The organism is Microbacterium sp. HJ5 (assembly GCF_054824025.1).
Map to the genome: position 1 here is coordinate 1 of NZ_JSYE01000006.1, position 26,060 is coordinate 26,060.

Here is a 26,060-nt window from a genome sequence, read left to right on the forward strand (position 1 = left end):
ACCCGCCGGTCGAGTAGGCGCTTCCTCCCTCACCCCGCCGGTCGAATGGCGCGCCAGCGAAGTATCGGACCCCTTCACCTCCCGTAAGATCCCGATACGCCGCTCCGCGGCTACTCGATCCGCAAACCTTGCCTCACCTCGCCGGTCGAGCAGGCCGCCTGCGACCGTATCAACGCCCCCGCTGATGTTTCACGTGAAACGCCAAACCGCTCCGATCGATCAGACCCCTTTTGGGAACGCCTTCTTGCTCAGGCCAGGAGCTTCTCGAGCTGCTCGCTCACGAGCGCCAGCCCGCTTCGCGCGGCTCCACGCTTGCACCTGCTTCTCGCGACGTACGCATCATCAACACGGTCGAACCGCTCGAAGTACAGCGGGCGACGGGCAGACGTGTGCGCGTGTGCGCCGATCTTCGCCCTCACCGTGCTGCGCAAGTCGGTGCTCGAGGTTGCGTGCGCTTCCGACGTAGAGCGAGCGGTTGGAGCACTCGAGGATGTACATGTGTGGCATCCAGTTACGATCGCGTGTGCAGCACCGCTTCGGGGCCCCGGGGACCGATTGGTGGGCGGACCCACGGCACAGTCCGGTATGGAGTATTCGTTCGTCGGCGAGATGCAGGGCCAACGCGCACCGCAGCGTGCGGGAGCGACGCGCCGCTCGCCGGATATCCCATCGATGTTTCACGTGAAACGTCGACGAGTCGCGATCGGACGCCAGAAAGTGGGCGTGCGACTCGCTAAGAGCATTCCCGGCTACCAGAAATCCTGCGAATGTCACGGTGCGCCCACCTGAGTCTCGACGCGCCCGCCGTGGACTGCTCCATCGGTCGACTCGACGATGATGCCGGTGAACGCTCCCTCTCGAACGCGGGGGCGACTGAGGATTGATCCATCTGCGCGCGGAGACTCCCTGCCGGTCGTTGCAGCCGCACGTAGCGCGCATGAGGGGCACGTCTAGCGCCGAGGTGTCGGGAAGCGTCGAGGCTGGATCGGGCCACCGAGCCGGAGCGATGGTGAGCTTCAGAACGATTGGCGGGCTCGGTAGATCGGCGGGGAGCGGCCGCGACGGCTACTCGATCGGCAGGACACTGACGCCGACGGCCAGCGACCCGGCGCGATGTTTCACGTGAAACGGTCAGCGGACCGTCGCACGCACCACCCTCGAAGGCTCTTCGAGCAGCCCCTCGCCCACGAGCTCCACCCGAGCGTTCGTCACGCGGAACTTCCGCAGCTGCTTCTCCGCCGCCTCGATCTCGTTCCCGGCACTCGCACCCTTGAGCAGAATCAGCTCGCCGCCATCCCGAACCAGGGGAGCGGTGATCGGCACGAGCGTGCGCAACGCGCTCACGGCGCGCGCGGTCACCGCATCCAGCACCGCTCCGAACTTCCAGTCCTCCGCACGGGCCCGGACGACCTCGACATTCTTGAGCCCCAGGGCGTCGACCTGCTCGGTCAGCCACGTGACGCGGCGCTCCATCGGCTCGATCAGCACCCAGTCGACGTCCGGACGCGCGATCGCGAGAACGAGACCGGGCAGGCCGGCGCCAGAGCCGACATCGCCCACGCGTCCCGGCGAGAACAGGGGAGCGATCACGGCACTGTTCAGGATGTGCCGCGTCCACAGCCGGGGCAGCTCGAGAGGACCGATGAGGCCCCGCTCCTCGCCGTGACGGCCCAGTGCCTCGGTGAACTGTCGGGCCAGCGCGACCCGGTCGCCGAAGATCGCCTCAGCGGCAGCCGGCTCCTGCTCGATTCCAGTCATCGATGTTTCACGTGAAACGCGTCGTCAGCCGCGGCGGATGACGGTGTGGCGGTCGGCGCCTTCGCCGTACGACTCGGACACGAAGCCGCGCTCCGACACGATGTCGTGCACCAGCTTGCGCTCGTAGCTCGACATCGCCGGCAGGGATGCCTGCGAGGCACCGTTCTCGAGGCGATCGATGGCTCGGTCGACGAGAGTCGCGAGCTGGCGCTGTCGCGTGTCGCGTGATCCGCCGACATCGAGGATCAGGCGCGAGAACCGGCCGGTGCGGTTCTGGACCGCGATGCGGGTGAGCTCCTGGAGCGCCTGCACCGTGTCGGGGTCGGCGATGAGCGAGACCGATCCGCCTTCGGGCGCCTCGACGGAGACATACGCGCGACCCGCGCGTACATCCAGGTCGAGGTCGCCGTCCACGTCGGCGATATCGAGAAGTCCCTCGAGGAAGTCGGCGGCGATGTCGCCTTCCTGCTCGAGCTGCTCGACGGTCGCGGGCTCGCGCTCGGATGCCACCTCGGTGGGCGCGAAGTCAGGCGTGCTGGTCATGATGTCCTCTGAGGGTTCGGGTCGGCTCGGGAACGCGAGCGGAGTCAGGATGCCGGTCCGGCGGCGGTCCCGGAGGAGTCCGCGCCGCCGGGCTTCGGCTGCTTCTGCGTCTGCTTCTTCGCGCGCTGCTTGCTCACGGGCTGCTGGCGCTTGGGGGCGGCCGCGCGCGCCTTCTCAGCCTCTTCGTACAGGCGCTGCTGCTCGGCGAGGTACTTCTCCATCGGCACGACCTTGCCCGACGAGTCGATCGCCTTGCCCTTGCGTGCGAGCCGCTCCTCACGCTCCTTGGCCGCCTCGGACCCGGGGGTCGGCATCTCGCGGATGACGAGGAACTGCTGCCCCATGGTCCACAGGTTCGAGACGAACCAGTAGATGACGACGCCGAGCGGGAAGAAGACACCCGAGAAGACGAACGCGAAGGGAAGCACCCAGAGCATGATCTTCTGCATCTGGTAGGCCTGGCCGGTCTTGGCTTCGGGGGAGAGGTTCTTCGAGATGATCTGCAGCTGCGTGAAGAACTGCGACGCGATCATGAGCACGACGAGCGTCGCGAGGATTGCGATGGCCGCCGTGTTGCCGGTGTTCACGGCGTCGATGAGCGTCTCGTGCAGCGATGCGACGCCGAAGAGCTTCGCGTTGTAGAACTCGGCCGTGAGCGTGGCGTTCAGGAGGCCCACGCCGCCGATGCCGTCGTTGTAGTGCTTCGTGACGTCGTTGAGCACGCTGAACAGGGCGAAGAAGATCGGCATCTGCACGAGCAGCGGCAGGCAGCTGGAGACGGGGGTGGTGCCGTGCTTCTTGTACAGCGCCATGGTCTCGCGGCTCATCGCCTCGCGAGAGAGCTGGTCGCGCTTGCCCTTGTACTTCTCCTGAACTTTTCGCAGTTCAGGAGCGATTTCCATCATCTTTCGCTGGCTCTTGATCTGCCGCACGAAGAGGGGGATGAGGGCCGAGCGCACCACGATGACGAGACCGACGATGGACAGCACCCAGGTGATGCCGTCCGCCGGCGGCAGGCCGATCGCGGTGAAGAGCCAGTGCCAGAAGACGAGGACCGCCTCGACCGCCCACTTGAGCGGCCACAGGATGATTCCGATCAGGTCGAAGCCACCGCCCGCGTCCGGGGCGGGTGTCGACGTGGAGGCGAGCAAGAGATCCATGCGGAGGATCAGTCCTTTCCAGAGGGGAGTGGCACGACGAAACCCCGCGGGGTCAGGGCGTGCCGGAAGTTCGCGTGGGGCGGCACGTCGTCCACGCCGCCGACCGCCCAGGGGTGGCAGCGTGCGAGGCGGCGAGCCGTCAGAGCCGACCCGATGACGACGCCGTGCTGCTGCACCGCACCGACCGCATAGGCCGAGCACGACGGGTAGTACTTGCAGACATCGCCGTACGTATGCGAGATGGTGGCGCGGTAGCCGTGCAGCAGCGCCAGCGCGGCATTGCGGGGGAGCAGCGGAACGGCGCGAGCCAGACCGGATGCCTCGAGGTGCGCGTCGCCGAGGGCGTACGCCGGAAGGACGCTCATGCCGCCCTCCGGGCCAGGCATCGCGTCACTTCGTCGCGGAGCTCGCCGAACGAGACCGTCGCAGCACTCGGGAGGGCGCGGATCACGATGTCGCTGCCGTCACGGACCGTCGGCAGCGCCTCGGCGCACAGCGCCTTCAGCCTGCGCCGCACGGTGTTGCGCACCACGGCGCCGCCGACGGCACGGCTGACGATGAAACCGAACCGCGCCGGGCCATCGGCCACGGCGCTGTTCACGTAGGTCACGGTGTGCACACCGGCACACCGGCGACCCCGACGGACGACGGCCTTGTACTCCGCTCCGCGGGTGAGTCGGTTCGGCCTCGCCAGCACCGCTCGGGGTCAGGCCGAGAGCTCGGTGCGGCCCTTGCCGCGGCGAGCCGAGAGGATGGCGCGACCGGCGCGGGTGCGCATGCGGGCGCGGAAGCCGTGCTTCTTGGCGCGACGGCGGTTGTTGGGCTGGAAGGTGCGCTTGCTCATGGGATCACTTCCGGATCAGGTGTCACCGGGACTCTGAGACCGGAGACGCTACGTACAAAGGGACTGCCGCGAGGGCATAAGTCAACCGATTTAGGGTACGCCGGACAGCCTGAGAACTCAAACCGAGACAGGTCGACGTGGCATTATCCACGGGTCGCGGCATCCGTCCTGGCACGACACACCAGCCCGATCTACAGTGGAGTTTGCTCCCGGGACCGCCGCTGACTAGCGTGGCTCCGGCAGTTATCCACAGGCCCGGAACCCGTAATCCGGGACCTCCGGAAGACCTATCAACAACCCGGGGGGGCCATGTCACCGCACGAAGTTCCAGATGTTCCTGTCTGGTCGGCGGTGCTCGACGAGCTTCTCGGAGATGAGCGCATCACTCCGCAGCTGCATGGCTTCCTCAGCCTGGCGGTTCCCCAGGGCGTGATGGGCGGCACCCTCTACCTCGACGTCCCCAACGACCTCACCGCGGCGCAGTTCACCAAGCGCATGCGTGCGCCGATCATGGAGGCGCTCGCCCGCGTCGAGCAGGACGACGCCACGCGCGCCGGCACCTTCCGCGTCGTCGTCAACCCCGACCTCGCCGACGCGCACCTCACCGCCCCCATTCCCGTGCAGTCACAGGTCGGCCAGGCGCCGATCTCGCCGGCAGCGGCTCCTGCGCCGGCACCGGTCACGCGCGCTCCGCGCGAGGAGGCGACGGATGCCGCATCCGCCGGCTCGCGCAGCGACACCCGACTCAACCCGAAGTACACGTTCGACAATTTCGTCATCGGGCAGTCGAACCGCTTCGCCCATGCCGCCGCGGTCGCGGTCGCCGAGGCGCCGGCGAAGGCGTACAACCCGCTGTTCATCTACGGCGACTCGGGTCTCGGCAAGACCCACCTGCTCCACGCCATCGGCGAGTACGCGATGAGCCTCTACAGCGGCATCCGCGTGCGGTACGTCTCGAGTGAGGAGTTCACGAACGACTTCATCAACTCGATCGCGAACAACCGCGGTTCGGCGTTCCAGGCGCGCTACCGCGATGTCGACGTGCTGCTGATCGACGACATCCAGTTCCTCCAGGGTCGTGCCGAGACGCAGGAGGCGTTCTTCCACACCTTCAACACGCTCCACGACCACGACAAGCAGGTCGTGATCACGAGCGATGTCCCGCCGAAGCACCTGACCGGTTTCGAGGACCGCATGCGCAGCCGCTTCGAGTGGGGTCTCATCACCGACGTGCAGGCGCCCGACCTCGAGACGCGCATCGCGATCCTTCGGAAGAAGGCGCAGTCCGAGCGCCTCCACATCCCCGACGAGGTGCTCGAGTACATCGCGACGGTGGTCTCGAGCAACATCCGCGAGCTGGAGGGCGCGCTCATCCGCGTGTCGGCTTTCGCGAGCCTGAATCGCTCGACGCTCGACATGTCTCTCGCGCAGACGGTCCTCCGCGACATCGTCGACCAGGACGACGCCAACGTCATCTCGCCGACCGACATCATCACGGCGACGGCACAGTACTTCAAGCTCACCGTCGACGACCTGTACGGCTCGAGCCGGTCTCAGTCGGTCGCGACGGCCCGTCAGATCGCCATGTACCTGTGCCGCGAGCGCACGAGCCTGTCGCTGCCCAAGATCGGCCAGCTCTTCGGCAACCGCGACCACACGACGGTGATGTACGCGTACAAGAAGATCAGCGACCTCATGAAAGAGCGACGCTCGATCTACAACCAGGTCTCCGAGATCACCGCGCAGCTGGGCCGCAACGGCCGCTGATCGCGCTTGCGGACATATGCCGCAAGAAGTGCTTGACACCGAAAGATGAGAACGCCATCATTTGCGTTCTTCACAGTGTGGAAAACCTGTGGATAACTCCCCGGCCCTGCGGAAACTCTGTGAGCGGTCGGCGACAGCCTGTGGATGAATGTCGAACGGCCGACGGCCCGCGAGCATCCCTCCGGAACTCCGTCCGCAGCCGTTCCACATCTCACAAAGATGTGATTCCGGTGTGCCGACTGGGATCGGCCGAGTTGTCCACAGTTTCCACAGCCGTTAACACCATGACAAGAAGTATTTGAAGATTCCCCGTCCGATCACCTCGACGGTGGAAAGAGCGGTGGACGGATGCCTCGTCCCTTCGGGGCTAGCATCGGAACGGCCTGCCACTAGTGTGGGAGGCCCAACCGCCGTCGAGGGAGCATTCGTGAAGTTCCACGTCAATCGCGATGTGTTCAGCGAAGCCGTGTCATTCGTCGTCAAGCTCCTGCCGCAGCGCAACCCGCAGCCGATCCTGGCCGGTGTGCTGATCGAGGCATCCGAGGCGGGTCTGTCGCTCGCCGCGTTCGACTACGAGGCATCCGCTCGCACCACGATCGAGGCCACCGTCGACGAGCCGGGCACGATCCTCGTCCACGGCCGGCTGCTGTCCGAGATCGCGAGCCGCCTGCCCAACGCGCCGATCCAGGTCGAGGTCGACGAAGACGGCGGCATCCTGCTCACGTGCGGCTCGGCGCGCTTCACCCTCGCGTCCATGCCGGTGCAGGAGTACCCGGCGATTCCCGAGGTCACCGGCGACTCCGGTCTCGTGCCCTCCGAAGACTTCGCGACCGCCATCGCGCAGGTCGCCTTCGCCGCGTCACGCGACGACGTCACCCCCGTCCTCACCGGCGTCCAGCTCGAGGTGTCGGGCACCGGCCTGAGCCTGGTCGCCACCGACCGCTACCGTGTCGCGTTGCGTGAGATCCCGTGGGACGGCGGCGGTTCCGCGTCCGACGAGCCGACGACGGCCTTGGTCCCCGCACGCACGCTCACCGAGGTCGGCAAGACCTTCGCGCACGGCGGCGACATCTCCATCGCCTTCTCGGGTTCGGGCGACCGCGAGATCATCGCCTTCACCGCCGGGAACAAGACGGTCACCTCGCTGCTCATCAAGGGCAACTTCCCGCCCGTCCGCCGGCTGTTCCCCGAAGCGACGGAGCACCACGCGGTCGTGAACACCGCGGAGCTCGCCGAGGCGGTGCGTCGTGTGTCGCTCGTGCTCGACCGCTCGGCGCCGCTGCGCTTCACGTTCACCACCGACAGCGTGTCGATGGACGCCTCGGGCACCGAGCAGGCCCGCGCGACGGAGTCGGTCGACGCGAACCTCGTCGGTGAGGACGTGACGCTCGGACTCAATCCGCAGTACCTGCTCGAATCGCTGAGCGCCGTCAAGAGCGAGTTCGTGCGCATCACGTTCACCTCCAGCGAGAACGCGAACAAGCTGAGCCCGGTCCTGGTCACGCCGCAGACGTCGGTCGACAAGGCCGGGGCCGACTCGTTCCGCTACCTGCTGCAGCCGAACCTGCTGCTTCGCTGACCGGGCACCCGCGAGGGTGACGTCGGAATCGCTCATTAGGCTTGACCGGTGATCGTGGAGCAGCTGAGTCTCGTCGACTTCCGCAACTACGCGGTCGCCGACGTCTCGCTCGCCCCCGGGCCCAACGTCTTCGTCGGCCGCAACGGCCAGGGCAAGACGAATCTCGCCGAAGCCATCGGTTTCTTCGCCACGCTGGGCTCGCACCGCGTCTCGAACGACGCTCCGATGGTCCGCGACGGAGCGGACGCCGCGATCATCCGCGCCCGCCTCGCGCACGGAGAGCGCCGAGTGCTCCTCGAGGCGCAGCTCAACCGGCAGGGGTCCAACAAGGCGCGTGTCAACGGAGCGCCCGTGAAGCCCGCCGAGCTGCCTCGCTACGCGCAGGTCGTGCTCTTCGCACCGGAGGATCTCCAGATCGTCCGCGGAGATCCGTCCGCACGGCGACGCTTCGCCGATCAGCTGCTCGTGCAGCGGGCGCCTCGCATGGCCGGCGTCCTCGCCGACTACGACCGTGTCCTCAAGCAGCGCACCGCCCTGCTCAAGTCGGCGAAGGCCCGCGGCATCCGCGGCGATGCGCTGACGACGCTCGATGTGTGGGACGACAAGCTCGTCGCGCTCGGCACCGAGGTGATCGAGGCCCGTCTCGGCCTCGCCGCCGACCTCGCGAGCCCTCTGTCCTCGGCCTATGCCGCGATCGCGGGCGCCGACCACCGACCCGAGGCCGAATGGGCGCTCTCGGTGTCGGGTGCCGACCCCGAAGAGGGAGCGGATGCGCCGGCATCCGAGGCATCCGTCTCGCGTATCTCCGAGCAGTTCCGTCACGCCCTCGCCGACCGCCGCACCGCCGAGCTCGATCGCGGGCTCACGCTCGTCGGCCCGCACCGCGATGACCTTGTGCTCCGGGTGCGCGGACTCCCGGTCAAGGGCTACGCGTCGCACGGCGAGTCGTGGTCGGTCGCCCTCGCGCTGCGCCTCGCCTCGGCCGAGCTCCTGAGGGCGGACTCCCGTCTCGGCGACCCCGTGCTGATCCTCGACGACGTCTTCGCCGAGCTCGATGCCGACCGCCGCGCGCGACTGGCGCAGCTCGCCGGCGGCTACGAGCAGGTCGTCGTGACGGCCGCGGTCGAGGAGGACGTGCCCACTGCCCTGCGCGCACGGATCGTGCGTGTCGAGGCGGGCACGATTCTGGAGGCGGCGGATGCCTGATCCGGCCGTGCCCGCCGGGGGCGAGGCATCCGCTCCCGACACCGTGCCCGAGACGGTCGCGACCTATCTGCGGCTGCGCGGACTCGAGCCCTCGGCGCGCTCGTTCCGCAAGAAGCGCCGCCGGCGCGGCGATGACGACGAGAACGCTCCGTTCACCGCGGGCCGCGACCCGAGGGGCGTGGGCGATGTGCTCTCCGCACTCACCCGGGAGGCCGGGTGGGACAAGGAGCTCGCCCGCGAAGACGTGGTGCGCGCGTGGTCGGATGTGGCCGGCGACGACACCGCACGGCACACGCGTCCGGTCGCGTTCTCGGAGGGGACGCTGACGGTTCAGGCCGATTCCACGGCGTGGGCGAAGCAGCTTCAGCTGATGCGTGCGCACATCCTGTCCGAGATCGTCCGCCGATTCCCGGAGGCGGGGGTCGACGCGATCCGCTTCATCGGCCCGGACGTCCCCTCCTGGAAATGGGGCCCCAGAACGATTCCAGGGCGTGGCCCGCGCGATACCTACGGCTGAGTCACGTCAGATATCGTCCGGAACGATTTCCGGCCTCCACAGGGGCGTATAAGCCCGCCATCCGAAGCCATACTTGATAGACTGTCAGGGCCCCCACCGAACGATCTGGAGCGCTCTGACCTATGACGTCCGTTAACCCCGACAGCGTTCCCGAAGAACCCGAAGCACGCCGCGCCGAGACGGTTCCGAACGAGTACGGGGCAGACGCCATCCAGGTGCTCGAGGGTCTCGAGGCAGTCCGCAAGCGCCCCGGCATGTACATCGGCTCGACCGGTGCGCGCGGCCTCCACCACCTCGTGCAGGAGATCGTCGACAACTCCGTCGACGAGGCGCTCGCGGGGTACTGCGACACCATCGAGGTGACGATCCTGGAAGACGGCGGGGTCCGCTGCGTCGACAACGGACGCGGCATCCCGGTCGACATGCACAAGACCGAGGGCAAGTCGACCGTCGAGGTCGTGCTCACCGTGCTGCACGCCGGCGGCAAGTTCGGCGGTGGCGGATACGCCGTCTCGGGCGGACTCCACGGTGTCGGGTCGTCTGTCGTGAACGCGCTCTCGACGCGCCTCGAGGTCGAGGTCAAGCGACAGGGTCACGTGTGGCGGCAGTCGTATCGCGACGGCGGGCAGCCCCTCGCTCCGCTCGAGAAGGGCGAGGCGAGCGACGAGACCGGCACGACGATCACCTTCTGGCCGGATGCCTCGATCTTCGACACGATCGACTTCGATTACGACACGCTCCGCACGCGCTTCCAGCAGATGGCCTTCCTCAACAAGGGCCTCCGCATCAGCCTGCGCGACGAGCGGCCCGAAGGCCTCACCGAGGTCGACGAGTCATCCGAGACCGATGAGCTCACGGCGCGGCACGATAGCTTCCTCTACGAGCGCGGTCTCGTCGACTACGTCGAGCACCTCAACAAGGTGCGTCACGCCGACGTCGTGAACGACGAGATCATCGACTTCGAGTCCGAAGACACCGACCGCAACATCGCGCTCGAGCTGGCGATGCAGTGGACGACGAGTTACACCGAGAACGTCTTCACCTACGCGAACACGATCAACACCCACGAGGGCGGCACCCACGAGGAGGGCTTCCGCGCGGCCCTGACGACCCTCGTCAACAAGTACGCCCGCGGCAAGAACCTCCTCAAGGAGAAGGACGACAACCTCACCGGCGAAGACATCCGCGAAGGTCTCACCGCGGTGCTGTCGGTGAAGCTCTCCGAGCCGCAGTTCGAGGGGCAGACCAAGACGAAGCTCGGCAACACCGAGGCGAAGGCATTCGTCCAGAAGGTGGTCGGCGACCAGCTCGGCGACTGGTTCGACCGCAACCCGCAGCAGGCTACGAACGTGGTGCGCAAGGCGATCGACGCCGCGACCGCGCGCCTCGCGGCACGCAAGGCGCGGGAGACCGCGCGACGCAAGAGCGTCTTCGAGTCGGCGGCGATGCCCGACAAGCTGAAGGACTGCACGAGCAAGGATCCGTCGATCAGCGAGATCTTCCTCGTCGAGGGAGACTCGGCCGGCGGCTCGGCGGTGCAGGGCCGTGATCCTCACACGCAGGCGATCCTCGCCCTCCGCGGCAAGATCCTCAACGTCGAGCGCGCGCGCCTCGACCGTGCCCTCGGCAACAAAGAGGTCCAGGCGATGATCCAGGCCTTCGGCACGGGCATCGGCGAGGACTTCGACATCCAGAAGGCGCGGTACCACAAGATCGTCCTGATGGCCGATGCTGACGTCGACGGCCAGCACATCACCACGCTGCTGCTCACTCTGCTCTTCCGCTACATGCGCGGCCTCATCGAGGCCGGATACGTCTACCTCGCGCAGCCGCCGCTCTACCGGCTGAAGTGGTCGAACTCCGCGCACGAGTACGCCTACAGCGACCGTGAGCGCGACGCACTCCTCGCCGACGGCATCGCGGCCGGACGCCGCATCCCGAAGGACAATGCGATCCAGCGCTACAAGGGTCTCGGCGAGATGAACGACCACGAGCTCTGGGAGACCACGATGGACCCCCAGACCCGCACGCTGAAGCAGGTGACGATCGACGACGCGGCCGCGGCCGACGAGATCTTCACCATCCTGATGGGCGAGGACGTCGAGTCGCGGCGCGGGTTCATCCAGCGCAACGCCAAAGACGTGCGCTTCCTCGACATCTGAGCGCGTTCCCCTTACGCAGAACTGAGTGAACATGGCTGACGAAGAACGCCCCGCCCCCTTCCACGACCACGGCAAGATCGACCAGGTCGACCTGCAGCTCGAGATGCAGCGCAGCTACCTCGACTACGCGATGAGCGTGATCGTCGGGCGCGCGCTGCCCGACGTGCGCGACGGCCTCAAGCCGGTGCACCGCCGCGTGATCTACGGCATGTACGACGGCGGCTTCCGTCCCGACAAGTCGTTCTCGAAGTGCTCGCGCGTCGTCGGCGAGGTCATGGGTCAGTACCACCCGCACGGCGACGCCCCGATCTACGACGCCCTCGTGCGACTCGTCCAGCCGTGGGCGCTGCGCTACCCGCTCGCGCTGGGCCAGGGCAACTTCGGCTCGCCCGGCAACCAGGGCGCCGCCGCGCCGCGGTACACCGAGACCAAGATGGCTCCGCTCGCCCTAGAGATGGTGCGCGACATCGAAGAGGAGACCGTCGACTTCCAGCCCAACTACGACGGCCAGACCCAGGAGCCGACGGTTCTGCCGGCGCGGTTCCCGAACCTCCTCGTGAACGGGTCGGTCGGCATCGCGGTCGGCATGGCGACCAACATCCCGCCGCACAACCTCCGCGAGGTCTCGTCGGGTGCGCTGTGGGCGCTCGAGAACCCGGATGCCTCGCGCGAAGAGCTCCTCGAGGCGCTCATGGAGCGCATCCCCGGCCCCGACTTCCCGACGCGGGCGCAGATCCTCGGCACGCGCGGCATCAAGGACGCCTACCGCACCGGTCGCGGCTCGATCACGATGCGCGCCGTGGTCAACGTCGAGGAGATCCAGGGCCGGACGTGCCTCGTGATCACCGAGCTGCCGTACCAGGTCAACCCCGACAACGTCGCGGTGAAGATCAGTGATCTGGCTCGCGAGGGCAAGATCACGGGCATCGCCGACATCCGCGACGAGACCTCGGGCCGCACCGGCCAGCGCCTCGTGATCGTCCTGAAGCGGGATGCCGTCGCCAAGGTCGTGCTGAACAACCTCTACAAGCACACCCAGCTGCAGGAGAACTTCGGCGCGAACATGCTCGCGATCGTCGACGGCGTGCCCCGCACGCTCCCGCTCGACGGCTTCATCTCGCACTGGATCGACCACCAGATCGAGGTCATCGTCCGGCGCACGACCTTCCGTCTGCGCGAGGCCGAGAAGCGCATGCACATCCTGCGCGGCTACCTCAAGGCGCTCGATGCGCTCGACGAGGTCATCGCGCTCATCCGCCGCTCGGCGACGGTCGACGACGCGCGTGAGGGCCTGAAGGACCTCCTCGAGATCGACAACGACCAGGCCGACGCCATCCTGCAGATGCAGCTGCGTCGCCTCGCGGCCCTCGAGCGCCAGAAGATCATCGACGAGGCGAGCGAGCTCGAGATCCGGATCGCCGACTTCCAGGACATCCTGGCCAAGCCCGAGCGTCAGCGCACCATCATCCGCGAGGAGCTCACCGCGATCGTCGATCGCTTCGGCGACGACCGCCGCACCGAGATCCTGCACGGATTCGGCGGCGACATGTCGATCGAGGACCTCATCCCCGAAGAGGAGATGGTGGTCACGGTCACGCGCGACGGCTACATCAAGCGCACGCGCAGCGACAACTACCGCTCGCAGCACCGCGGCGGCAAGGGCGTCAAGGGCGCACAGCTGCGCGCCGACGACGTGGTCGAGCACTTCTTCGTCACCACGACCCACCACTGGCTGCTGTTCTTCACCACCAAGGGCCGCGTCTACCGGTCCAAGGCGTACGAAGTGCCGGAGGCCGGCCGCGACGCGAAGGGTCAGCACGTCGCGAACCTCCTCGCGCTGCAGCCGGACGAGGAGATCGCGCAGATCCTCGACATCCGCGACTACAGCGTCGCGACGTATCTCGTGCTCGCGACCCGCAGCGGCCTGGTGAAGAAGACCCGCCTGACGGAGTACGACACCAACCGCCAGGGCGGCATCATCGCCATCAAGCTGCGCGGTCAGTCGCCGGACGAGACGGACGACGAGTCCGTGGGCTCCGACGACGAGCTGGTGAGCGCACTGCTCGTCGACGAGGGTGACGACATCCTCCTCATCAGCCGGCGCGGCATGTCGCTCCGCTTCTCGGCGACGGACGGCGCGCTGCGGCCGATGGGCCGGTCGACCTCCGGTGTGAAGGGCATGGACTTCCGAGCCGGCGACAGCCTGCTGTCGGCCTCGGTCGCGCGCAACGACGAGTTCGTGTTCGTCGTCACCGAGGGCGGCTACGCCAAGCGCACGTCGGTCGACCAGTACCGCGTCCAGAATCGTGGCGGACTGGGCATCAAGGTGGCTCGTCTGAACGAGGATCGGGGCGATCTGGCGGGCGGCCTGATCGTCTCCGCAGACGACGAGGTCCTTGTGGTTCTTGCCAGCGGCAAGGTGGTACGCTCTGCCGTGGCCGAGGTCCCCGCCAAGGGCCGCGACACCATGGGCGTCGTTTTCGCCCGTGCCGCCGACGAGGATCGCATCATCGCGATCGCGCGTAACGGAGAGCGAGGACTGGCCGAGAACGCTGAGAACGGCGAGACCGCCGAGACCGGCGAGCCGGAGTCCGCCGCCCCCGAGGCCTCCCCCCAGACCCCCGAAGAGAGTACTGACGCATGAGCACGGTAGCCGACAAGCTCGCAAAGAAATCCAGCCACAAGACGAGCGCCAAGCAGGTCCGGCTCCGTCTGGTGTACGTCGACTTCTGGTCGGCGGTCAAGCTGTCCTTCCTCGCCGCGATCGCCATCGCCGTCGTGACGGTCGTGTCGTTCGTGCTCGTCTTCTTCGTCCTGCAGGCGACGAACGTCATCGCCCGCGCGGACGAGTTCTTCGGCAACTTCACCGACGGCAGCATCCTGCTGTCGAACTTCGTCAGCCTTCCGCAGGTGCTCGCGTTCTCGGCGATAGTCGCGATCCTGAATCTCATCGTCGTGACGGTTCTGGGTGCGGTGCTCGCCGGCATCTACAACCTCGCCGTCAAGGTCACCGGCGGACTGCTCGTCGGCTTCACCTCGAACTGACATCGCACGAGGAACGGGCCCGGTCTTCGACCGGGCCCGTTCCGTTTTCCCGGGTTCAGACCACCGTCGTGCCCAGGAGCGTGCCGATGAGCCAGGTGGCGCCGATGCGCCGTGAGCTCCTCCGCCGCGCGTGGTGCACGACCGCACGAAGGCGGTCGCGCCGCCCGTCCCGATTCGTGAAAACCGTCCGCGTCGGGTAAAGTCTCTGAGGTTGATGACGCGTGAGCGTTTCAGCAGACGGGGCTATAGCTCAGGCGGTTAGAGCGCTTCACTGATAATGAAGAGGTCCCAGGTTCAAGTCCTGGTAGCCCCACCCGATTGCCCCCGGGGCCTTAGCTCAGTTGGTAGAGCGCCTGCTTTGCAAGCAGGATGTCAGGAGTTCGAATCTCCTAGGCTCCACTCCGAAAGCCGTCCGATAAGGGCGGCTTTTCTGCGTTCCGTCGCCGGTCTGGAAAGCGTTTGTCGACATCGTCCCCCATGCGGTGGACATTATGTAGATCCCACACAAGAACCCGCGGCAACGTCGATCCGTTCGTTCGATTTCGACGACAGCATCTCAGCGACGGTGGTCCGAGCGACGGTAGAACTTCCTCATCGAACTTGGGGGGCACCATTGTTCGAGTCGAAAGGCAACACCATGTACTGGTCATGGATGAGGCTCGCGGCCGCGGCTGCCGGGCTGTCAGGTGTGGCGGCGGGATACATCGTCAATGTCGACCGCGCCACGCGGCAAGGGCAAGACCTCTCGGATGTCCTCGCCAACTACTTCAGCATGTTCACCATCGTCTCCACGATCATGGGCGTCGTCGCCCTCACCGCAGCCGCCGCGTGGGCGCGGCTGCACCCCACCGCCGAGCGCGAGCCGATGACGATCTCCCTCGCGATGGGCGTCGTGACCGCTCCGATCATCCTGCTGGGCGTCGTGTACAACGTCCTGCTGCGGGGCGGCCCGAGCGGAGCCGCCCTGGGCGACTCGGCCGGCATCGCGATGCTCGACACGTGGGCCATCGAGGTGCTGCACGTCGTGCTCCCGCTCTACCTGCTGGTCGACCTGCTGTTCGCAGGCAGGCGTCGCGCGCTGCCCTGGTGGAGCCTCGGCGTCTTCGTCGCCTACCCGCTGGGATGGCTGCTCTACACGATGGTTCGCGGCGAGCTCGTCGGTGACCCGTCAGGTGCGGCGCCCTACTGGTACCCGTATCCGTTCCTCGACCCGCACGGTCCCGGAGGCTGGGGCTCGGCGCTGATGTACATCGCCGGCATCTTCGTGGCTTTCCTCGCCATCGGCGCCGGCATCATCGCCCTCGACCGGTACCGCGAGCGCCGTCGGGCGCTGCGCAGCGAGGCGAAGAGCGAGGCCGACACCGTCCAGGTGTGACGCTCTCCGACCGGCGACCCGCTCTCGTGGCGGGTCGCCGGTTAGGGTGAAGCATGGATCTGCGCGTCGCGGCCTATGCCGTCGTCTTCGACGCCGACGACCGCCTGCTCCTCGCGCACTGGAACGAGGGTCGCCGGGCCGCATGGACGATGCCGGGCGGTGGGCTCGAACCGGGCGAAGACCCCGAGCACGCCGCACGGCGCGAGGTGCGCGAAGAGACCGGATACAAGGTCGCACTCGACGCGCTGCTCGGCATCCACTCGCGGGTCATCCCGCCCGGCCGGCGCCTCACCCCCGGAGTGACCGAACCGCTCCACACCCTGCGCATCATCTACCGCGCGCGGGTCGTCGGCGGCAAGCTGCGCAACGAGAAGGACGGCTCAACGGACATGGCCGCCTGGTTCCCCCGGGGCGAGGTGCGCAAGCTCCAGCGGGTGAAGCTCGTCGACATCGCCCTCGAGATGGCTGACGAGAAGTAGAGCGGATGCCGCTACCCGGCGGGCTGCGAGATGTCGGCGACCGTCGCGCCGTACGCGGCGATGAGCGCATCGGCATCGACGAAGAGGCTGTAGCCGTGGGCGCCGGCGCCCATCGCGACGCGCTGGCCGACGATCTGCTCGTCGGCGTAGATCGGCCAGTCGTGCGCGCTGCCGATCGGCACGATCGTCCCGCGCTCGTACCCCGTCGCCTCGAGGGCGCGCTGCGGGTCGGGGAGCTGGAGCTTGTTGACCCCGACGACGGCGCGAAGCTTCGGCCAGGAGATCGCCCGGTCGCCGGGCACCAGCGCGAACAGGAACGTGTCATCGCTGCGCTTGACCACGAGGGTCTTCACGATGCCCGCCGGGGCGATGCCGAGGATCGCGGCAGCCTCGTTCAGGCTGTTCGCGACCGGGCGTTCACGGAGCTCGATCTCGAGCCCTCGAGCGGATGCCGCGTCGCGCACCCGGTCGAGGGGATCAGGCATCCGGTGCGCGGAGCGGGTCGTCGGCCACCCAGAGTTCGTCGTCGGCACGGAGGGTCTGCCACGCCGCGTACAGCACGCCGAGCGCGGCCGCCACGCCGAGGATGATCGCGATGACGCCACCGGCGCCCATGCCCTTCTTGACCGGCGCGGGCGCCGGCTTCTTGAAGGAGGAGAGGTCGAGCCCGCGGCCCGAAGCCAGACGCGAACGCGTGTCGTTCGCGGCATCCCACACCGACATCGCCGAGCCGACGACGGCACCCGCGGCAGGCACCAGCGTGCCGTTCACGACGCGCTTGCCCTTCTCGACGTAGGGGGCGGCGTACGTCTCGTAGCCTGCGGCGACGCGCGGCTTGATCTCTTCGCGGTTGAGGTGACCGAGCTGCCGGCCCGCCTCGCGCGCGACGGCGGCGGCTTCACCGACCAGGACCTGCTGCGTCTCCCACAGGCTGGTCGCCTGGGTCTGGAGCTTGCGGAGTTCCTTCTTGCGCTTGCGGCTGAGGCTCACGATGCCCTCCTGATCGAACCGGGGATCTGGTTCGACCCATCTTGCCAGACCTGCGGGGAGGCGGGAGGGGTTGCACAGAACTCTGGAAGAATGTAGCAATGCCGATTCACACCGCTGTCGCCACGTTCCACACCAACTACGGCGACATCGTCGTCAACCTCTTCGGTGACCACGCCCCTCGCACCGTCCAGAACTTCATCGGCCTCGCCGACGGATCCGGTTCCTGGACCCACCCCGCCACCGGCCAGCCCGGCGAAGGCCCTCTCTACAAGGACGTCGTCTTCCACCGCATCATCGCCGGCTTCATGATCCAGGGCGGCGACCCGCTCGGCCAGGGCGTTGGCGGTCCGGGCTACACCTTCAACGATGAGATCAGCCCCGAGCTGACCTTCACCGAGCCGTACAAGCTCGCGATGGCGAACGCCGGCCTGCGCCGCAACGCCATCACCGGCAAGGCCGAGGGCACGAACGGCTCGCAGTTCTTCATCACCGTCCCCGGCCAGGGCGGTCGCGGACCTGAGTGGCTGCAGGGCAAGCACACCATCTTCGGCGAGGTGGCCGATGACGCCTCCAAGGCCGTCGTCGACACGATCAGCGAGGTGCCGACCGCGGCGGGCGACCGTCCGATCGAGCCGGTCGTGCTGCAGTCGGTCGACATCGCCGCGGTCTAGGCCTCCCGCCGCTCCGTGACCACCGACGACCTGCGTCGCAACAGCGACAACTTCTGCTACCGGCATCCCGACCGTCAGAGCTTCGTGCTCTGTCAGCGATGCCTGCGCACGATCTGCCCCGAGTGCCAGACCCCCGCCGCGGTGGGCGTCATCTGCCCGGAGTGCCTGCGCGACCAGCAGAAAGCGGCCTCCCCCGCCCAGCGGAAGGCCGAGCGCCGGTGGTCACGTCCGCGCGCGGTGACCCTGTCCGACTCGCGCCCGATCGTCACCTACTCGATCATCGCGATCACGGCGTTCACGTACCTGCTCACCCTGATCCCCGGCGGCCTGGGCGCGAGTATCCAGGAGAGCCTGCTCTTCTTCGCGCCGACGCTCTACCCGGAGCTGACCGGGCGATTCGAGCCGTGGCGCCTCGTGACGGCGGCCCTGGTGCACGGCGGCTTCTGGCACCTCGGCCTCAACATGCTCGCGCTGTGGATGATCGGCCGGAGCCTCGAACCGCTGCTCGGGCGCTGGCGCTTCCTCACGCTGTACGTGCTCAGCGCCCTGGGCGGCTCCGTGGCAGTCGCGCTGCTGTCGTTCCTCACGCCCGTGGTCGGCGCGTCCGGAGCCATCTTCGGCCTGTTCGGAGCACTGCTCGTCATCGGGCGCCACATCGGGGCGAACATCACCGGGATCGTGATCGTGCTGGGCATCAACCTGGTGATCGGGTTCGTCCCCGGCTTCAACGTCTCGTGGCAGGCGCACATCGGCGGGCTTCTCACCGGCCTGCTCGTCGCGTTCATCCTCACCCGCACGCGGGCGCCGCGGCAGCGGACGGCTCAGATCCTTCTGCTGGCGGGGGTGTTCGCGGTGCTCGTCGCGCTGCTGCTCGTCCCGCTGCTCGTGCCGTCGATCGTGCTCCGCTGACAGAGTTATCCACAGGTTCATCCACACATGGGGATGAATGACAGCGGTGTAATTCACAGGTGTTAACAGAGTTGTTAACAACTCGGAGGCAACGAAAAGCCCCGGTCGCGCCGGGGCTTTGTCGTCGTGGGGGTGGAGGCTAGCGCCACCGCGTGGTCATGAGGAAGCCGAGGAAGGCGATGCCGAAGCCGATCACGAGGTTCCACCCGGCGATGCCGGGGATCGGGTACTGCATGCCGCTGAGGTAGAACACCAGCACCCATACGAGGCCGATCAGCATGAGGCCGATCATGATCGGCTTGAACCACACCGGGTTGGGTGCAGCCTCGCCTTCTGCGCGCTCGACGAGCGAGTCGTCTTCTTTGCCGGGTCGTGCCATGTGAGAAGTCTAACTGCCAGCCGCCCCTCAGCGTGCGCTGGCTAGAATCCAGCTGTGGAGGAAGCTCTGGCCGGCGGCGTGGGGGATGCCGGACCCCGGCACTCGCGCGCGCGTGCGAAGCGCGGCACGTCGGTCGTCGGCGTGATCGGCGAGCTCCTCATCACCGGCGGTGTGCTCGTCCTGCTCTACGTCGTCTGGCAGCTCTGGGTGGGCGACATGATCTACGGCGCCGAGCGCAACGCGACCGGTCACGAGATCTCGCAGGAGTGGGCCGACGCCTATCCCGGCACCAACGAGCCGGGCGCCGCGCCCGATCCCGGCGAGGAGCCCGTGACCGCCGACCCGATCATCCTCGACGAGCCCGCCGACGCCGAACGATTCGGGGTCATGCACATCCCCCGGTTCGGCGCCGACTACGCCGTGCCGATGGCCGGCGGGGTCACGCGCGCCAACACGCTCGATCCGATCGGCATCGGCCACTACCCCGGCACGAGCATGCCCGGTGAGGCGGGCAACTTCGCCGTCGCCGCCCACCGCACGACGTGGGGCAAGCCGTTCAACCGCATCGCGGAGCTGCGCGTCGGCGACGCGATCGTCGTCGAGACCGAGGAGGGCTGGTACACCTACCGCTTCCGCACCCTCGAGTACGTGACGCCGGACGAGGTCGAGGTGCTGCTTCCCGTTCCCCAGGCGCTCGACGTGCCGGCCGGAACCCCGTACATCACGATGACCAGCTGCAGTCCGATGTTCTCCATGGCCGAACGCATCGTGGCGTACGGCGTGTTCGAGTCGTTCACTCCCCGCTCGGCGGGAGCACCGGCATCCCTCGAGGTGGTGGCCTGATGTACTCCGCACTGTGGCACGTGCTCCCCGGCCCCTGGTGGGTGAGGGTGCTGATCCTCCTGATCCTCGTGGCCGCGGTGCTCTACGGGCTGCTCTTCTATGCCTTCCCGTGGGTGAGCCAGTTCGTCAACCCGCAGGAAGTCACCGTCGAGTGAGGTGCCGCCGATGAGCGCGGCGCCCGTCCTCGTCGTCGACAACCACGACAGCTTCGTCCACACCCTCGTCGGGTACCTGCACGAGCTGGGCGTCGCCACCGATCTGGTCGAAGCCGATGCCGTCACCGATGCGGACACGCTGATCGCCCCCTACCGTGCCGTCCTGGTGTCGCCCGGACCCGGCACACCGGCCGACGCCGGCGCGTCGATCGCCGTCGTCGGAGCGGCTGCGGAGGCGGGCATCCCGCTCCTCGGCGTGTGTCTCGGGCACCAGGCGATCGCCGAGGCCTTCGGCGCCACGGTCGGCCACGCGCCCGAGCTCATGCACGGCATGACGTCGCTCGTGCACCACGACGGCAGCTCGCTCTACGCCGGCCTGCCCGACCCGTTCACGGCGACGCGCTACCACTCGCTGGCCGTCGAGCCGTCGACGCTCCCCGATGACCTCGTCGTCACCAGCCGCACGGCAGGCGGGGTGATCATGGGACTCGCGCACCGCACCGCGCCCATCGTGGGCGTGCAGTTCCACCCCGAGAGCGTGCTCACCGAGGGCGGGCATCTCCTGCTGGGCAATTGGCTGGAGACGGCGGGATTCGCGGATGCCGCATCGCGAGGCGCTGCGCTCGGCCCACGCCGCTGAGTGGGGGCTCGACCCGCGACGGCACTACGCTCCGGAGCAGAAGCCCAGCTCGATGGTCGAGCGCACCGGCACGTCGCCCGGCGGAAGCGACTGCGTCGACACCGTCGGCGGAGCGGCCGCGGTGCACGACGGATCCTCCTTGGTGGTCACGGTCAGCTCGAGTGCCTCGAGCTCGCGCTGGGCGGCCTCGACCGTGTAGCCGGTCACGTCGTTGATCGTGATCTTGCCGGACGCGACGGTGAGGTTGACGACGGTTCCCGTGGGCACCGTCGACCCCTCGGGCTGGTCGGCAGCGATCACCGTGCCGGCTGCGAGCGAGGCGTCGTTGCGCTGCGTCACCGACCCGAGGGTGAGGCCGGCCGTCTCGAGCGCGGCGGTCGCGGCATCCTGCCCCAGTCCTTCGAGCGGAGGAACGGTCGACATCTCCTGCCCCAGAGACACGTAGACGCGGACGGTCTGCTCGGGGTTGACCGAGGTGCCACCCTCCGGATCCGTGCGGATCACGATGCCCTCGGGCACGTCGGCGTTCTCCTCATCGACGCGGAACGCCGCGAGGTCCTCCTGGAGGAGCTCCTCGTTGGCGCGGTCGTACGTCATGCCCGTGACCTCGGGCACGATGCGTGCCGTCGACGGCACATTGTCGGTCGGGCTGTTGATCGACATCACCCAGAAGAGCACGGAGATGAGCAGCACGGCGAGCAGCCCGAAGCCTGCCCAGATCCACGCCACGGGCGGACCGGCCTGCGTGCGCTTCATGGTGGTGTCGGTGCTGAGCTGGCGGAGCGAGCGGGCCGTCTCGGCCGCCTGCTTCGGGTTGGGTCCATAGAGCTCGCTCGTCAGGGCGCCGACCTGGCGCTTCGACGGCGAGCGTCCGTCGATCGTCGCGTCGAGCGCCTCGCGGAAGCTCGCGGCGTCCTGGTAGCGCTGGAAGGGATCCTTGGCGAGGGCGCGCAGGGCGACCGCGTCGAGCGAGCGGGGCACCGTCTCGTTGACCTCCGACGGCGGCAGAGGAGCCTCGCTCACGTGCTGGTAGGCGACCGCCACCGGGGACTCCCCGCGGAAGGGCTGCCGGCCGGCGAGCAGCTCGTACAGCACCACCCCCGCCGAGTAGAGGTCGGCGCGCGCGTCGACCGGCTCGCCCTTCGCCTGCTCCGGCGAGAAGTAGGCGGCCGTCCCGAGGATGGCGGTCGTCTCGGCGACGGTCGACGAGCTGTCGGACACCGCGCGTGCGATGCCGAAGTCCATCACCTTCACCTGGCCGGCCTCGGTGACCATCACGTTGCCGGGCTTGATGTCGCGGTGGACGACACCGGCGCGGTGCGAGTACTCGAGAGCCTCGAGGATGCCGTCGACGTAGCGCACCGCATCGGTGACCGGCACGGGGCCCGCCGAGATGATGTCCTTGAGCAGTGCGCCCTTGACGAGCTCCATGATGATGAAGGGGACCGGCCGGACGGTCCCGTCGGGATTCGTGTCGGTGTCTTCGCCCGCGTCGTACACGCGCACGATCGTCGGGTGCGCCATGCGCGAGGCGGCCTGGGCCTCGAGGCGGAACCGGGTGCGGAAGGCGTTGTCGCCGGCGAGTTCGCGGTCGAGGATCTTGATCGCGACGGCGCGGCCGAGCGTGAGGTCGTAGCCGCGGTACACGCTGGCCATGCCGCCGCGTCCGATGGGCTCGTCGATGCGATAGCGCCCCGAAAGCACCCGCGGCTCAGCTGTCACGTTCACTCCCTGCGTGGAACAACAGCCACACTAGCCGAGCGGCGGCGGGGAGCCGATTCGGCTCCCCGCCCGCCGACCATCACGGCGTGGTGTCGCCCTCGCCGCCTTCGTCGCCGCCGTCGCCGCCGTCGTCGGCCTGGATCGTCGCGGTCGCCTCCGGCGAGGCGCCCGAGGTGCGCTCGCCCGACGGGCCGCCCGAGCAGGTCACGGTGTAGGTGACCGTCACGTTGCCCGTCGCGTTGGTCGGCACGGTGATCTGCGCGCTGCGGTCGCCCTGGCCGAAGGCCGACGTCGACTGCCCGTTGCCGAACGTGCCGTTCGTCGCGGTGAGGTTGTACGCGCTGACCGATCCTTCGCCGGCCGGGCACGAGTACTGCGGCCAGTTGACCTGGATCGTGCCGCCGGGGGCGACCGTCGGCGCGGCGAAGGTCGGAGCGCCCGGCGCGGGCATCGGCGTCTGCGGACCGTACGCGGTGAGGTTGATCGTCGTCCCGACGGGCACGCGGCCCGTGGGGTTGATGTCGTAGATGAGCCCGACGTCGCCCTCGGTCGGCGCCGCGTTGCCGGTGGTGCAGTTGGCGACGAGGTCGGCGTCCTCGACGATGGCGCGGGCCTGGTCGCAGGTCTTGCCGCCGAGGTCGAGCGAGCCGACGTCGACGCGCTCCTCGGTCGTCTGCGTGGGCGTCGGCGTGCTCGACGGCGTCGTGCTCGGCGTGCTCGCCGAGGTTGAGGGCGTCTCGGGACCGCCGCCGCTCTGGTTGTTGGCGATGAGCGCCCAGATCGTTCCGCCGAGTACGAGCAGCAGCAGGATGATGAGCGCGATCAGCGGCCAGGTCCAGGGGCTGCGCTTCTTCTTCTCGGTCTCCTCCTCGGCCTCGAGGGCCTCGGCGTCGGCCGCCGGCAGCAGCATCGTGGCCGCACCCGTGGCGCCGCCCGCGGTGAGCACCTGCGTCATGTCGTCGCCGACGGCGGCACCCGTGGCGACGGCGGGGACGGCGGCCGCGGCCGCGGCGACGTCTCCGCGGCGCAGGGCGGTCGCCGCACGCGCGACGGCGGCGGCGGACGCCGGCCGCTCCTCGGGCTTCTTGGCGATCATGGCCATAACGAGGTTCTGCACCGGCACCGCCACGGTCGGCGGCAGCGGCGGCGGCTGCTCGTTGATCTGCGCCATCGCGATCGCGACCTGCGACTCGCCGGTGAAGGGGCGCTTGCCCGCGAGGCACTCGTAGGCCACGATCCCCAGCGAGTACGTGTCGGTGGCGGGGGATGCCGGGTGGCCGGAGGCCTGCTCGGGCGACAGGTACTGGACCGTGCCCATCACCTGGCCGGTCGCGGTGAGCGGAACCTGGTCGGCGATCCGCGCGATGCCGAAGTCGGTGATCTTCACCCGCCCGTCGGGCGTGATCAGCAGGTTGCCCGGCTTGATGTCGCGGTGCACCAGCCCCGCGGCGTGAGCCGCCTGCAGCGCGGCCGACGTCTGCGCCACGATGTCGAGCGTCTTGTCGGTCGAGAGCGACCCGTCGCGTTCGAGGATCGTCGACAGGGCCTCGCCCGGAACGAGCTCCATCACGAGGAAGGCGCTGCCGTTCTCCTCGCCGTAGTCGAAGACGCTCGCGATGCCCTCGTGGTTCACCAGGGCCGCGTGCCGGGCTTCGGCGCGGAAGCGCTCGAGGAACCCGGGATCGCCCATGTACTCGTCTTTGAGGATCTTGATGGCGACCGTCCGTCCGATGACGTGGTCGGTCGCCTCCCATACCTCGCCCATGCCGCCGATCGCGATCCGCGAATCAAGCTCGTAGCGGCCGCCGAAGGTCACGCCCTGCGTCGGTCTCATCTGCCCAGCACCGCCTCCATGACCTTCTTTGCGATGGGCGCGGCGATGGTGTTGCCGCTCCCGGACTGTCCTTGCCCACCGCCGCCTTCGACGACGACCGCCACGGCGACCTGCGGGTCGTCCGCGGGCGCGAACCCGGTGAACCACAGCGAGTACGGGTCGTCCGGCCCGTTCTCCGCGGTGCCGGTCTTACCGGCCACGTCGACGCCCTCTATTCTTGCACCCGAGGCCGCGCCGTCCTTGACATTGGCGACCATCATCGCGACCAGCTCGTCGGCGATCTCCTGGTCGAGAGCCCGGCCGAACTCGGTGCTGTCGTACGTCTCCTGCACCGAGAGATCCGGGCCGATCACGCGGTCGACCATCATCGGGTTCATCACGACGCCGCCGTTGGCGATGCCGGCCGACACCATCGCCATCTGCAGCGGCGTGGCCGTCACCTGGCCCTGGCCGAAGCCGCTCAGAGCCGTCTGCGCGTCGTCCATGATCGTGCGCGGGTAGCTCGACGGCGTCGAGACCAGCGGGAGCTCGAACGAGCGGTCGAAGCCGTACTTCACGGCCTCGTCGCGTATCGCGGTGTCGCCGAGTTCGACCGCGAGCTCCGCGAAGGGGATGTTGCAGCTCAGGCGCAGCGCGTCAGCCAGCGTGACGGTGGCGCCGGGACCGCACGTCCCGCCGCCGGCGTTCCGGATCGAGGTGCTGGTCCCGGGCAGTACGTACGACGCCGGGTTCGGGAACGTCGACTGCGGCGTGTACTCGCCCGAGGCGAGGGCGGCCGACGCGACGACGAGCTTGAACGTCGAGCCGGGCGGGTTCAGGTCGCCGGCGATGGCGCGGTTCGACAGCGGCTTGCCCGGGTCGGCGACGAGCGCGTCGTACGTCGCGTTCACCTCGTCGGTGTTGTGGGATGCCAGCAGGTTGGTGTCGTAGCTCGGGCTCGTCACCATCGCGAGGACGCGCCCGGTGGAGGGCTCGATGGCGAGGATGCCGCCCTCGAGGTCGCCCAGCGCCTCGTAGGCCGCCCGCTGCACGTCCGCGTCGAGGGTCAGCGCCACGTTCGAGCCGCGGGGCGGCTGGCCGGTGAAGATGCGCTCGATGCGCGAGAGGAACTGCGACCCGGCGGTGCCGCTGAGGTAGGAGTTCATGGCCTGTTCGATGCCGGTGCCCGCAGCCGGGCCGAGTGCCGGATTGATGTAGCCGGTGACGGGCGCCCACATGTCGGGCTCGGTGTACACGCGCTGCCAGCTGTACACGTCGTCAGACGGCACCGACGAGGCGATGGCCGTGCCGCTCGCGATGATCGAGCCGCGCTGCACCTCGAACGAGTCGTAGAGGGCGCGCGTGTTGCGCGGGTTCTGGGACAGCTCCTCGGCGTTGATCACCTGGATCCAGCTGGTCGAGCCGAACAGTGCGAGGAACATGATCAGCATCAGGATGCTGAGCCGTCTCAACTCTTTGGTCATGTCAGCCGATCATCACCCG

The 26,060-nt window shown here is 68.3% G+C and carries 27 protein-coding genes and 2 tRNA genes; 16 read left to right on the forward strand and 13 right to left on the reverse strand.

Annotated features, from left to right (window positions below; genetic code table 11):
- Positions 1-342: 342 nt before the first annotated feature.
- From OB08_RS02800 to rpmH, 7 genes are all read right to left on the reverse strand, one after another.
- Positions 343-939: a GIY-YIG nuclease family protein gene (locus OB08_RS02800; RefSeq protein WP_461471943.1), complete on the reverse strand. Its 597-nt coding sequence runs from the start codon at positions 937-939 to the stop codon at positions 343-345.
- Positions 940-1,131: 192 nt separating this feature from the next.
- Positions 1,132-1,758: a 16S rRNA (guanine(527)-N(7))-methyltransferase RsmG gene (rsmG, locus tag OB08_RS02805; protein WP_461471896.1), complete on the reverse strand. Its 627-nt coding sequence runs from the start codon at positions 1,756-1,758 to the stop codon at positions 1,132-1,134.
- Positions 1,759-1,782: 24 nt separating this feature from the next.
- A complete protein-coding gene (locus OB08_RS02810; protein ID WP_461471898.1) occupies positions 1,783-2,301 on the reverse strand; it encodes a Jag family protein in 519 nt (172 codons plus the stop codon).
- 44 nt (positions 2,302-2,345) lie between these two features.
- On the reverse strand, positions 2,346-3,461 hold the full coding sequence (gene yidC / locus OB08_RS02815) for a membrane protein insertase YidC (RefSeq protein ID WP_461471900.1): 1,116 nt from the start codon (positions 3,459-3,461) through the stop codon (positions 2,346-2,348).
- An 8-nt stretch (positions 3,462-3,469) separates the two neighbouring features.
- The gene (yidD, locus tag OB08_RS02820) at positions 3,470-3,826 is read right to left on the reverse strand and encodes a membrane protein insertion efficiency factor YidD (RefSeq protein WP_461471902.1); all 357 of its coding nucleotides are present in this window, start codon (positions 3,824-3,826) and stop codon (positions 3,470-3,472) included.
- Positions 3,823-4,158 (reverse strand): ribonuclease P protein component, encoded by a 336-nt coding sequence (gene rnpA, locus OB08_RS02825; RefSeq protein WP_461471904.1) that lies wholly within the window; start codon positions 4,156-4,158, stop codon positions 3,823-3,825. Before rnpA ends, yidD begins: the two co-directional genes overlap by 4 nt.
- Before the next feature lie 9 nt (positions 4,159-4,167).
- The gene (rpmH, locus tag OB08_RS02830; RefSeq protein WP_036304730.1) at positions 4,168-4,305 is read right to left on the reverse strand and encodes a 50S ribosomal protein L34; all 138 of its coding nucleotides are present in this window, start codon (positions 4,303-4,305) and stop codon (positions 4,168-4,170) included.
- A gap of 432 nt (positions 4,306-4,737) precedes the next feature.
- Between rpmH and dnaA the strand changes: the two genes are divergently transcribed.
- The 11 genes from dnaA to OB08_RS02885 all read left to right on the forward strand — a co-directional run bounded on the left by dnaA (position 4,738) and on the right by OB08_RS02885 (position 16,435).
- Positions 4,738-6,072 (forward strand): chromosomal replication initiator protein DnaA, encoded by a 1,335-nt coding sequence (gene dnaA, locus OB08_RS02835; protein ID WP_461471945.1) that lies wholly within the window; start codon positions 4,738-4,740, stop codon positions 6,070-6,072.
- 427 nt (positions 6,073-6,499) lie between these two features.
- A complete protein-coding gene (dnaN, locus tag OB08_RS02840; protein WP_461471907.1) occupies positions 6,500-7,651 on the forward strand; it encodes a DNA polymerase III subunit beta in 1,152 nt (383 codons plus the stop codon).
- Positions 7,652-7,699: 48 nt separating this feature from the next.
- On the forward strand, positions 7,700-8,857 hold the full coding sequence (recF, locus tag OB08_RS02845; protein WP_461471909.1) for a DNA replication/repair protein RecF: 1,158 nt from the start codon (positions 7,700-7,702) through the stop codon (positions 8,855-8,857).
- Positions 8,850-9,374 carry a DciA family protein gene (locus OB08_RS02850; protein ID WP_461471911.1) on the forward strand — a complete coding sequence of 175 codons (525 nt, stop codon included), beginning with the start codon at positions 8,850-8,852 and terminating at the stop codon, positions 9,372-9,374. Before recF ends, OB08_RS02850 begins: the two co-directional genes overlap by 8 nt.
- A 122-nt stretch (positions 9,375-9,496) precedes the next feature.
- Positions 9,497-11,536, forward strand: a complete 2,040-nt coding sequence (gene gyrB / locus OB08_RS02855) for a DNA topoisomerase (ATP-hydrolyzing) subunit B (protein ID WP_461471913.1) — start codon at positions 9,497-9,499, stop codon at positions 11,534-11,536.
- A 31-nt stretch (positions 11,537-11,567) separates the two neighbouring features.
- Positions 11,568-14,180: a DNA gyrase subunit A gene (gene gyrA / locus OB08_RS02860; protein WP_461471915.1), complete on the forward strand. Its 2,613-nt coding sequence runs from the start codon at positions 11,568-11,570 to the stop codon at positions 14,178-14,180.
- Positions 14,177-14,581: a DUF3566 domain-containing protein gene (locus tag OB08_RS02865; protein ID WP_461471917.1), complete on the forward strand. Its 405-nt coding sequence runs from the start codon at positions 14,177-14,179 to the stop codon at positions 14,579-14,581. Before gyrA ends, OB08_RS02865 begins: the two co-directional genes overlap by 4 nt.
- A 239-nt stretch (positions 14,582-14,820) precedes the next feature.
- Positions 14,821-14,894, forward strand: a tRNA-Ile gene (locus OB08_RS02870).
- Positions 14,895-14,907: 13 nt separating this feature from the next.
- Positions 14,908-14,980: transfer RNA gene (locus OB08_RS02875), tRNA-Ala, on the forward strand.
- Positions 14,981-15,218: 238 nt separating this feature from the next.
- Positions 15,219-15,956: a Pr6Pr family membrane protein gene (locus OB08_RS02880; protein ID WP_461471919.1), complete on the forward strand. Its 738-nt coding sequence runs from the start codon at positions 15,219-15,221 to the stop codon at positions 15,954-15,956.
- A 53-nt stretch (positions 15,957-16,009) separates the two neighbouring features.
- Positions 16,010-16,435: an NUDIX hydrolase gene (locus OB08_RS02885; protein ID WP_461471921.1), complete on the forward strand. Its 426-nt coding sequence runs from the start codon at positions 16,010-16,012 to the stop codon at positions 16,433-16,435.
- Between the two features lie 11 nt (positions 16,436-16,446).
- On the opposite strand, the gene OB08_RS02890 is transcribed toward OB08_RS02885, so the two are convergent.
- Both OB08_RS02890 and OB08_RS02895 read right to left on the reverse strand, forming a co-directional pair.
- Positions 16,447-16,920, reverse strand: a complete 474-nt coding sequence (locus tag OB08_RS02890; RefSeq protein WP_461471923.1) for an aminoacyl-tRNA deacylase — start codon at positions 16,918-16,920, stop codon at positions 16,447-16,449.
- The gene (locus OB08_RS02895; RefSeq protein WP_461471925.1) at positions 16,913-17,425 is read right to left on the reverse strand and encodes a DNA helicase; all 513 of its coding nucleotides are present in this window, start codon (positions 17,423-17,425) and stop codon (positions 16,913-16,915) included. The genes OB08_RS02890 and OB08_RS02895 overlap by 8 nt, the downstream gene beginning before the upstream one ends.
- Positions 17,426-17,523: 98 nt before the next feature.
- On the opposite strand from OB08_RS02895, the gene OB08_RS02900 reads away from it, so the two are divergent.
- Positions 17,524-18,096, forward strand: a complete 573-nt coding sequence (locus tag OB08_RS02900) for a peptidylprolyl isomerase (RefSeq protein ID WP_461471927.1) — start codon at positions 17,524-17,526, stop codon at positions 18,094-18,096.
- 15 nt (positions 18,097-18,111) lie between these two features.
- Positions 18,112-19,005 (forward strand): rhomboid family intramembrane serine protease, encoded by an 894-nt coding sequence (locus OB08_RS02905; protein ID WP_461471929.1) that lies wholly within the window; start codon positions 18,112-18,114, stop codon positions 19,003-19,005.
- A 139-nt stretch (positions 19,006-19,144) separates the two neighbouring features.
- Here OB08_RS02905 and OB08_RS02910 read toward each other — a convergent pair whose 3' ends face one another.
- Positions 19,145-19,384: a cell division protein CrgA gene (locus OB08_RS02910; RefSeq protein ID WP_169582939.1), complete on the reverse strand. Its 240-nt coding sequence runs from the start codon at positions 19,382-19,384 to the stop codon at positions 19,145-19,147.
- A 54-nt stretch (positions 19,385-19,438) separates the two neighbouring features.
- Here OB08_RS02910 and OB08_RS02915 point away from each other — a divergent pair, with 54 nt between their 5' ends.
- From OB08_RS02915 to OB08_RS02925, 3 genes are read left to right on the forward strand one after another with little or no spacing between them, the layout of a single operon-like run.
- On the forward strand, positions 19,439-20,227 hold the full coding sequence (locus OB08_RS02915) for a class E sortase (protein ID WP_461471931.1): 789 nt from the start codon (positions 19,439-19,441) through the stop codon (positions 20,225-20,227).
- Positions 20,227-20,382, forward strand: a complete 156-nt coding sequence (locus OB08_RS02920; protein WP_461471933.1) for a hypothetical protein — start codon at positions 20,227-20,229, stop codon at positions 20,380-20,382. Before OB08_RS02915 ends, OB08_RS02920 begins: the two co-directional genes overlap by 1 nt.
- 10 nt (positions 20,383-20,392) lie before the next feature.
- Positions 20,393-21,022: an anthranilate synthase component II gene (locus tag OB08_RS02925; RefSeq protein WP_461471935.1), complete on the forward strand. Its 630-nt coding sequence runs from the start codon at positions 20,393-20,395 to the stop codon at positions 21,020-21,022.
- Positions 21,023-21,046: 24 nt separating this feature from the next.
- On the opposite strand, the gene pknB is transcribed toward OB08_RS02925, so the two are convergent.
- The 3 genes from pknB to OB08_RS02940 all read right to left on the reverse strand — a co-directional run bounded on the left by pknB (position 21,047) and on the right by OB08_RS02940 (position 26,041).
- Entirely contained in the window at positions 21,047-22,744 is a 1,698-nt protein-coding gene (pknB, locus tag OB08_RS02930; RefSeq protein WP_461471937.1) for a Stk1 family PASTA domain-containing Ser/Thr kinase, read from the reverse strand.
- Positions 22,745-22,823: 79 nt separating this feature from the next.
- Positions 22,824-24,578, reverse strand: coding sequence for a serine/threonine protein kinase (locus OB08_RS02935; RefSeq protein ID WP_461471939.1), 1,755 nt, complete (start codon positions 24,576-24,578; stop codon positions 22,824-22,826).
- The gene (locus tag OB08_RS02940) at positions 24,575-26,041 is read right to left on the reverse strand and encodes a peptidoglycan D,D-transpeptidase FtsI family protein (protein ID WP_461471941.1); all 1,467 of its coding nucleotides are present in this window, start codon (positions 26,039-26,041) and stop codon (positions 24,575-24,577) included. Before OB08_RS02940 ends, OB08_RS02935 begins: the two co-directional genes overlap by 4 nt.
- Between the last annotated feature and the right edge of the window lie 19 nt (positions 26,042-26,060).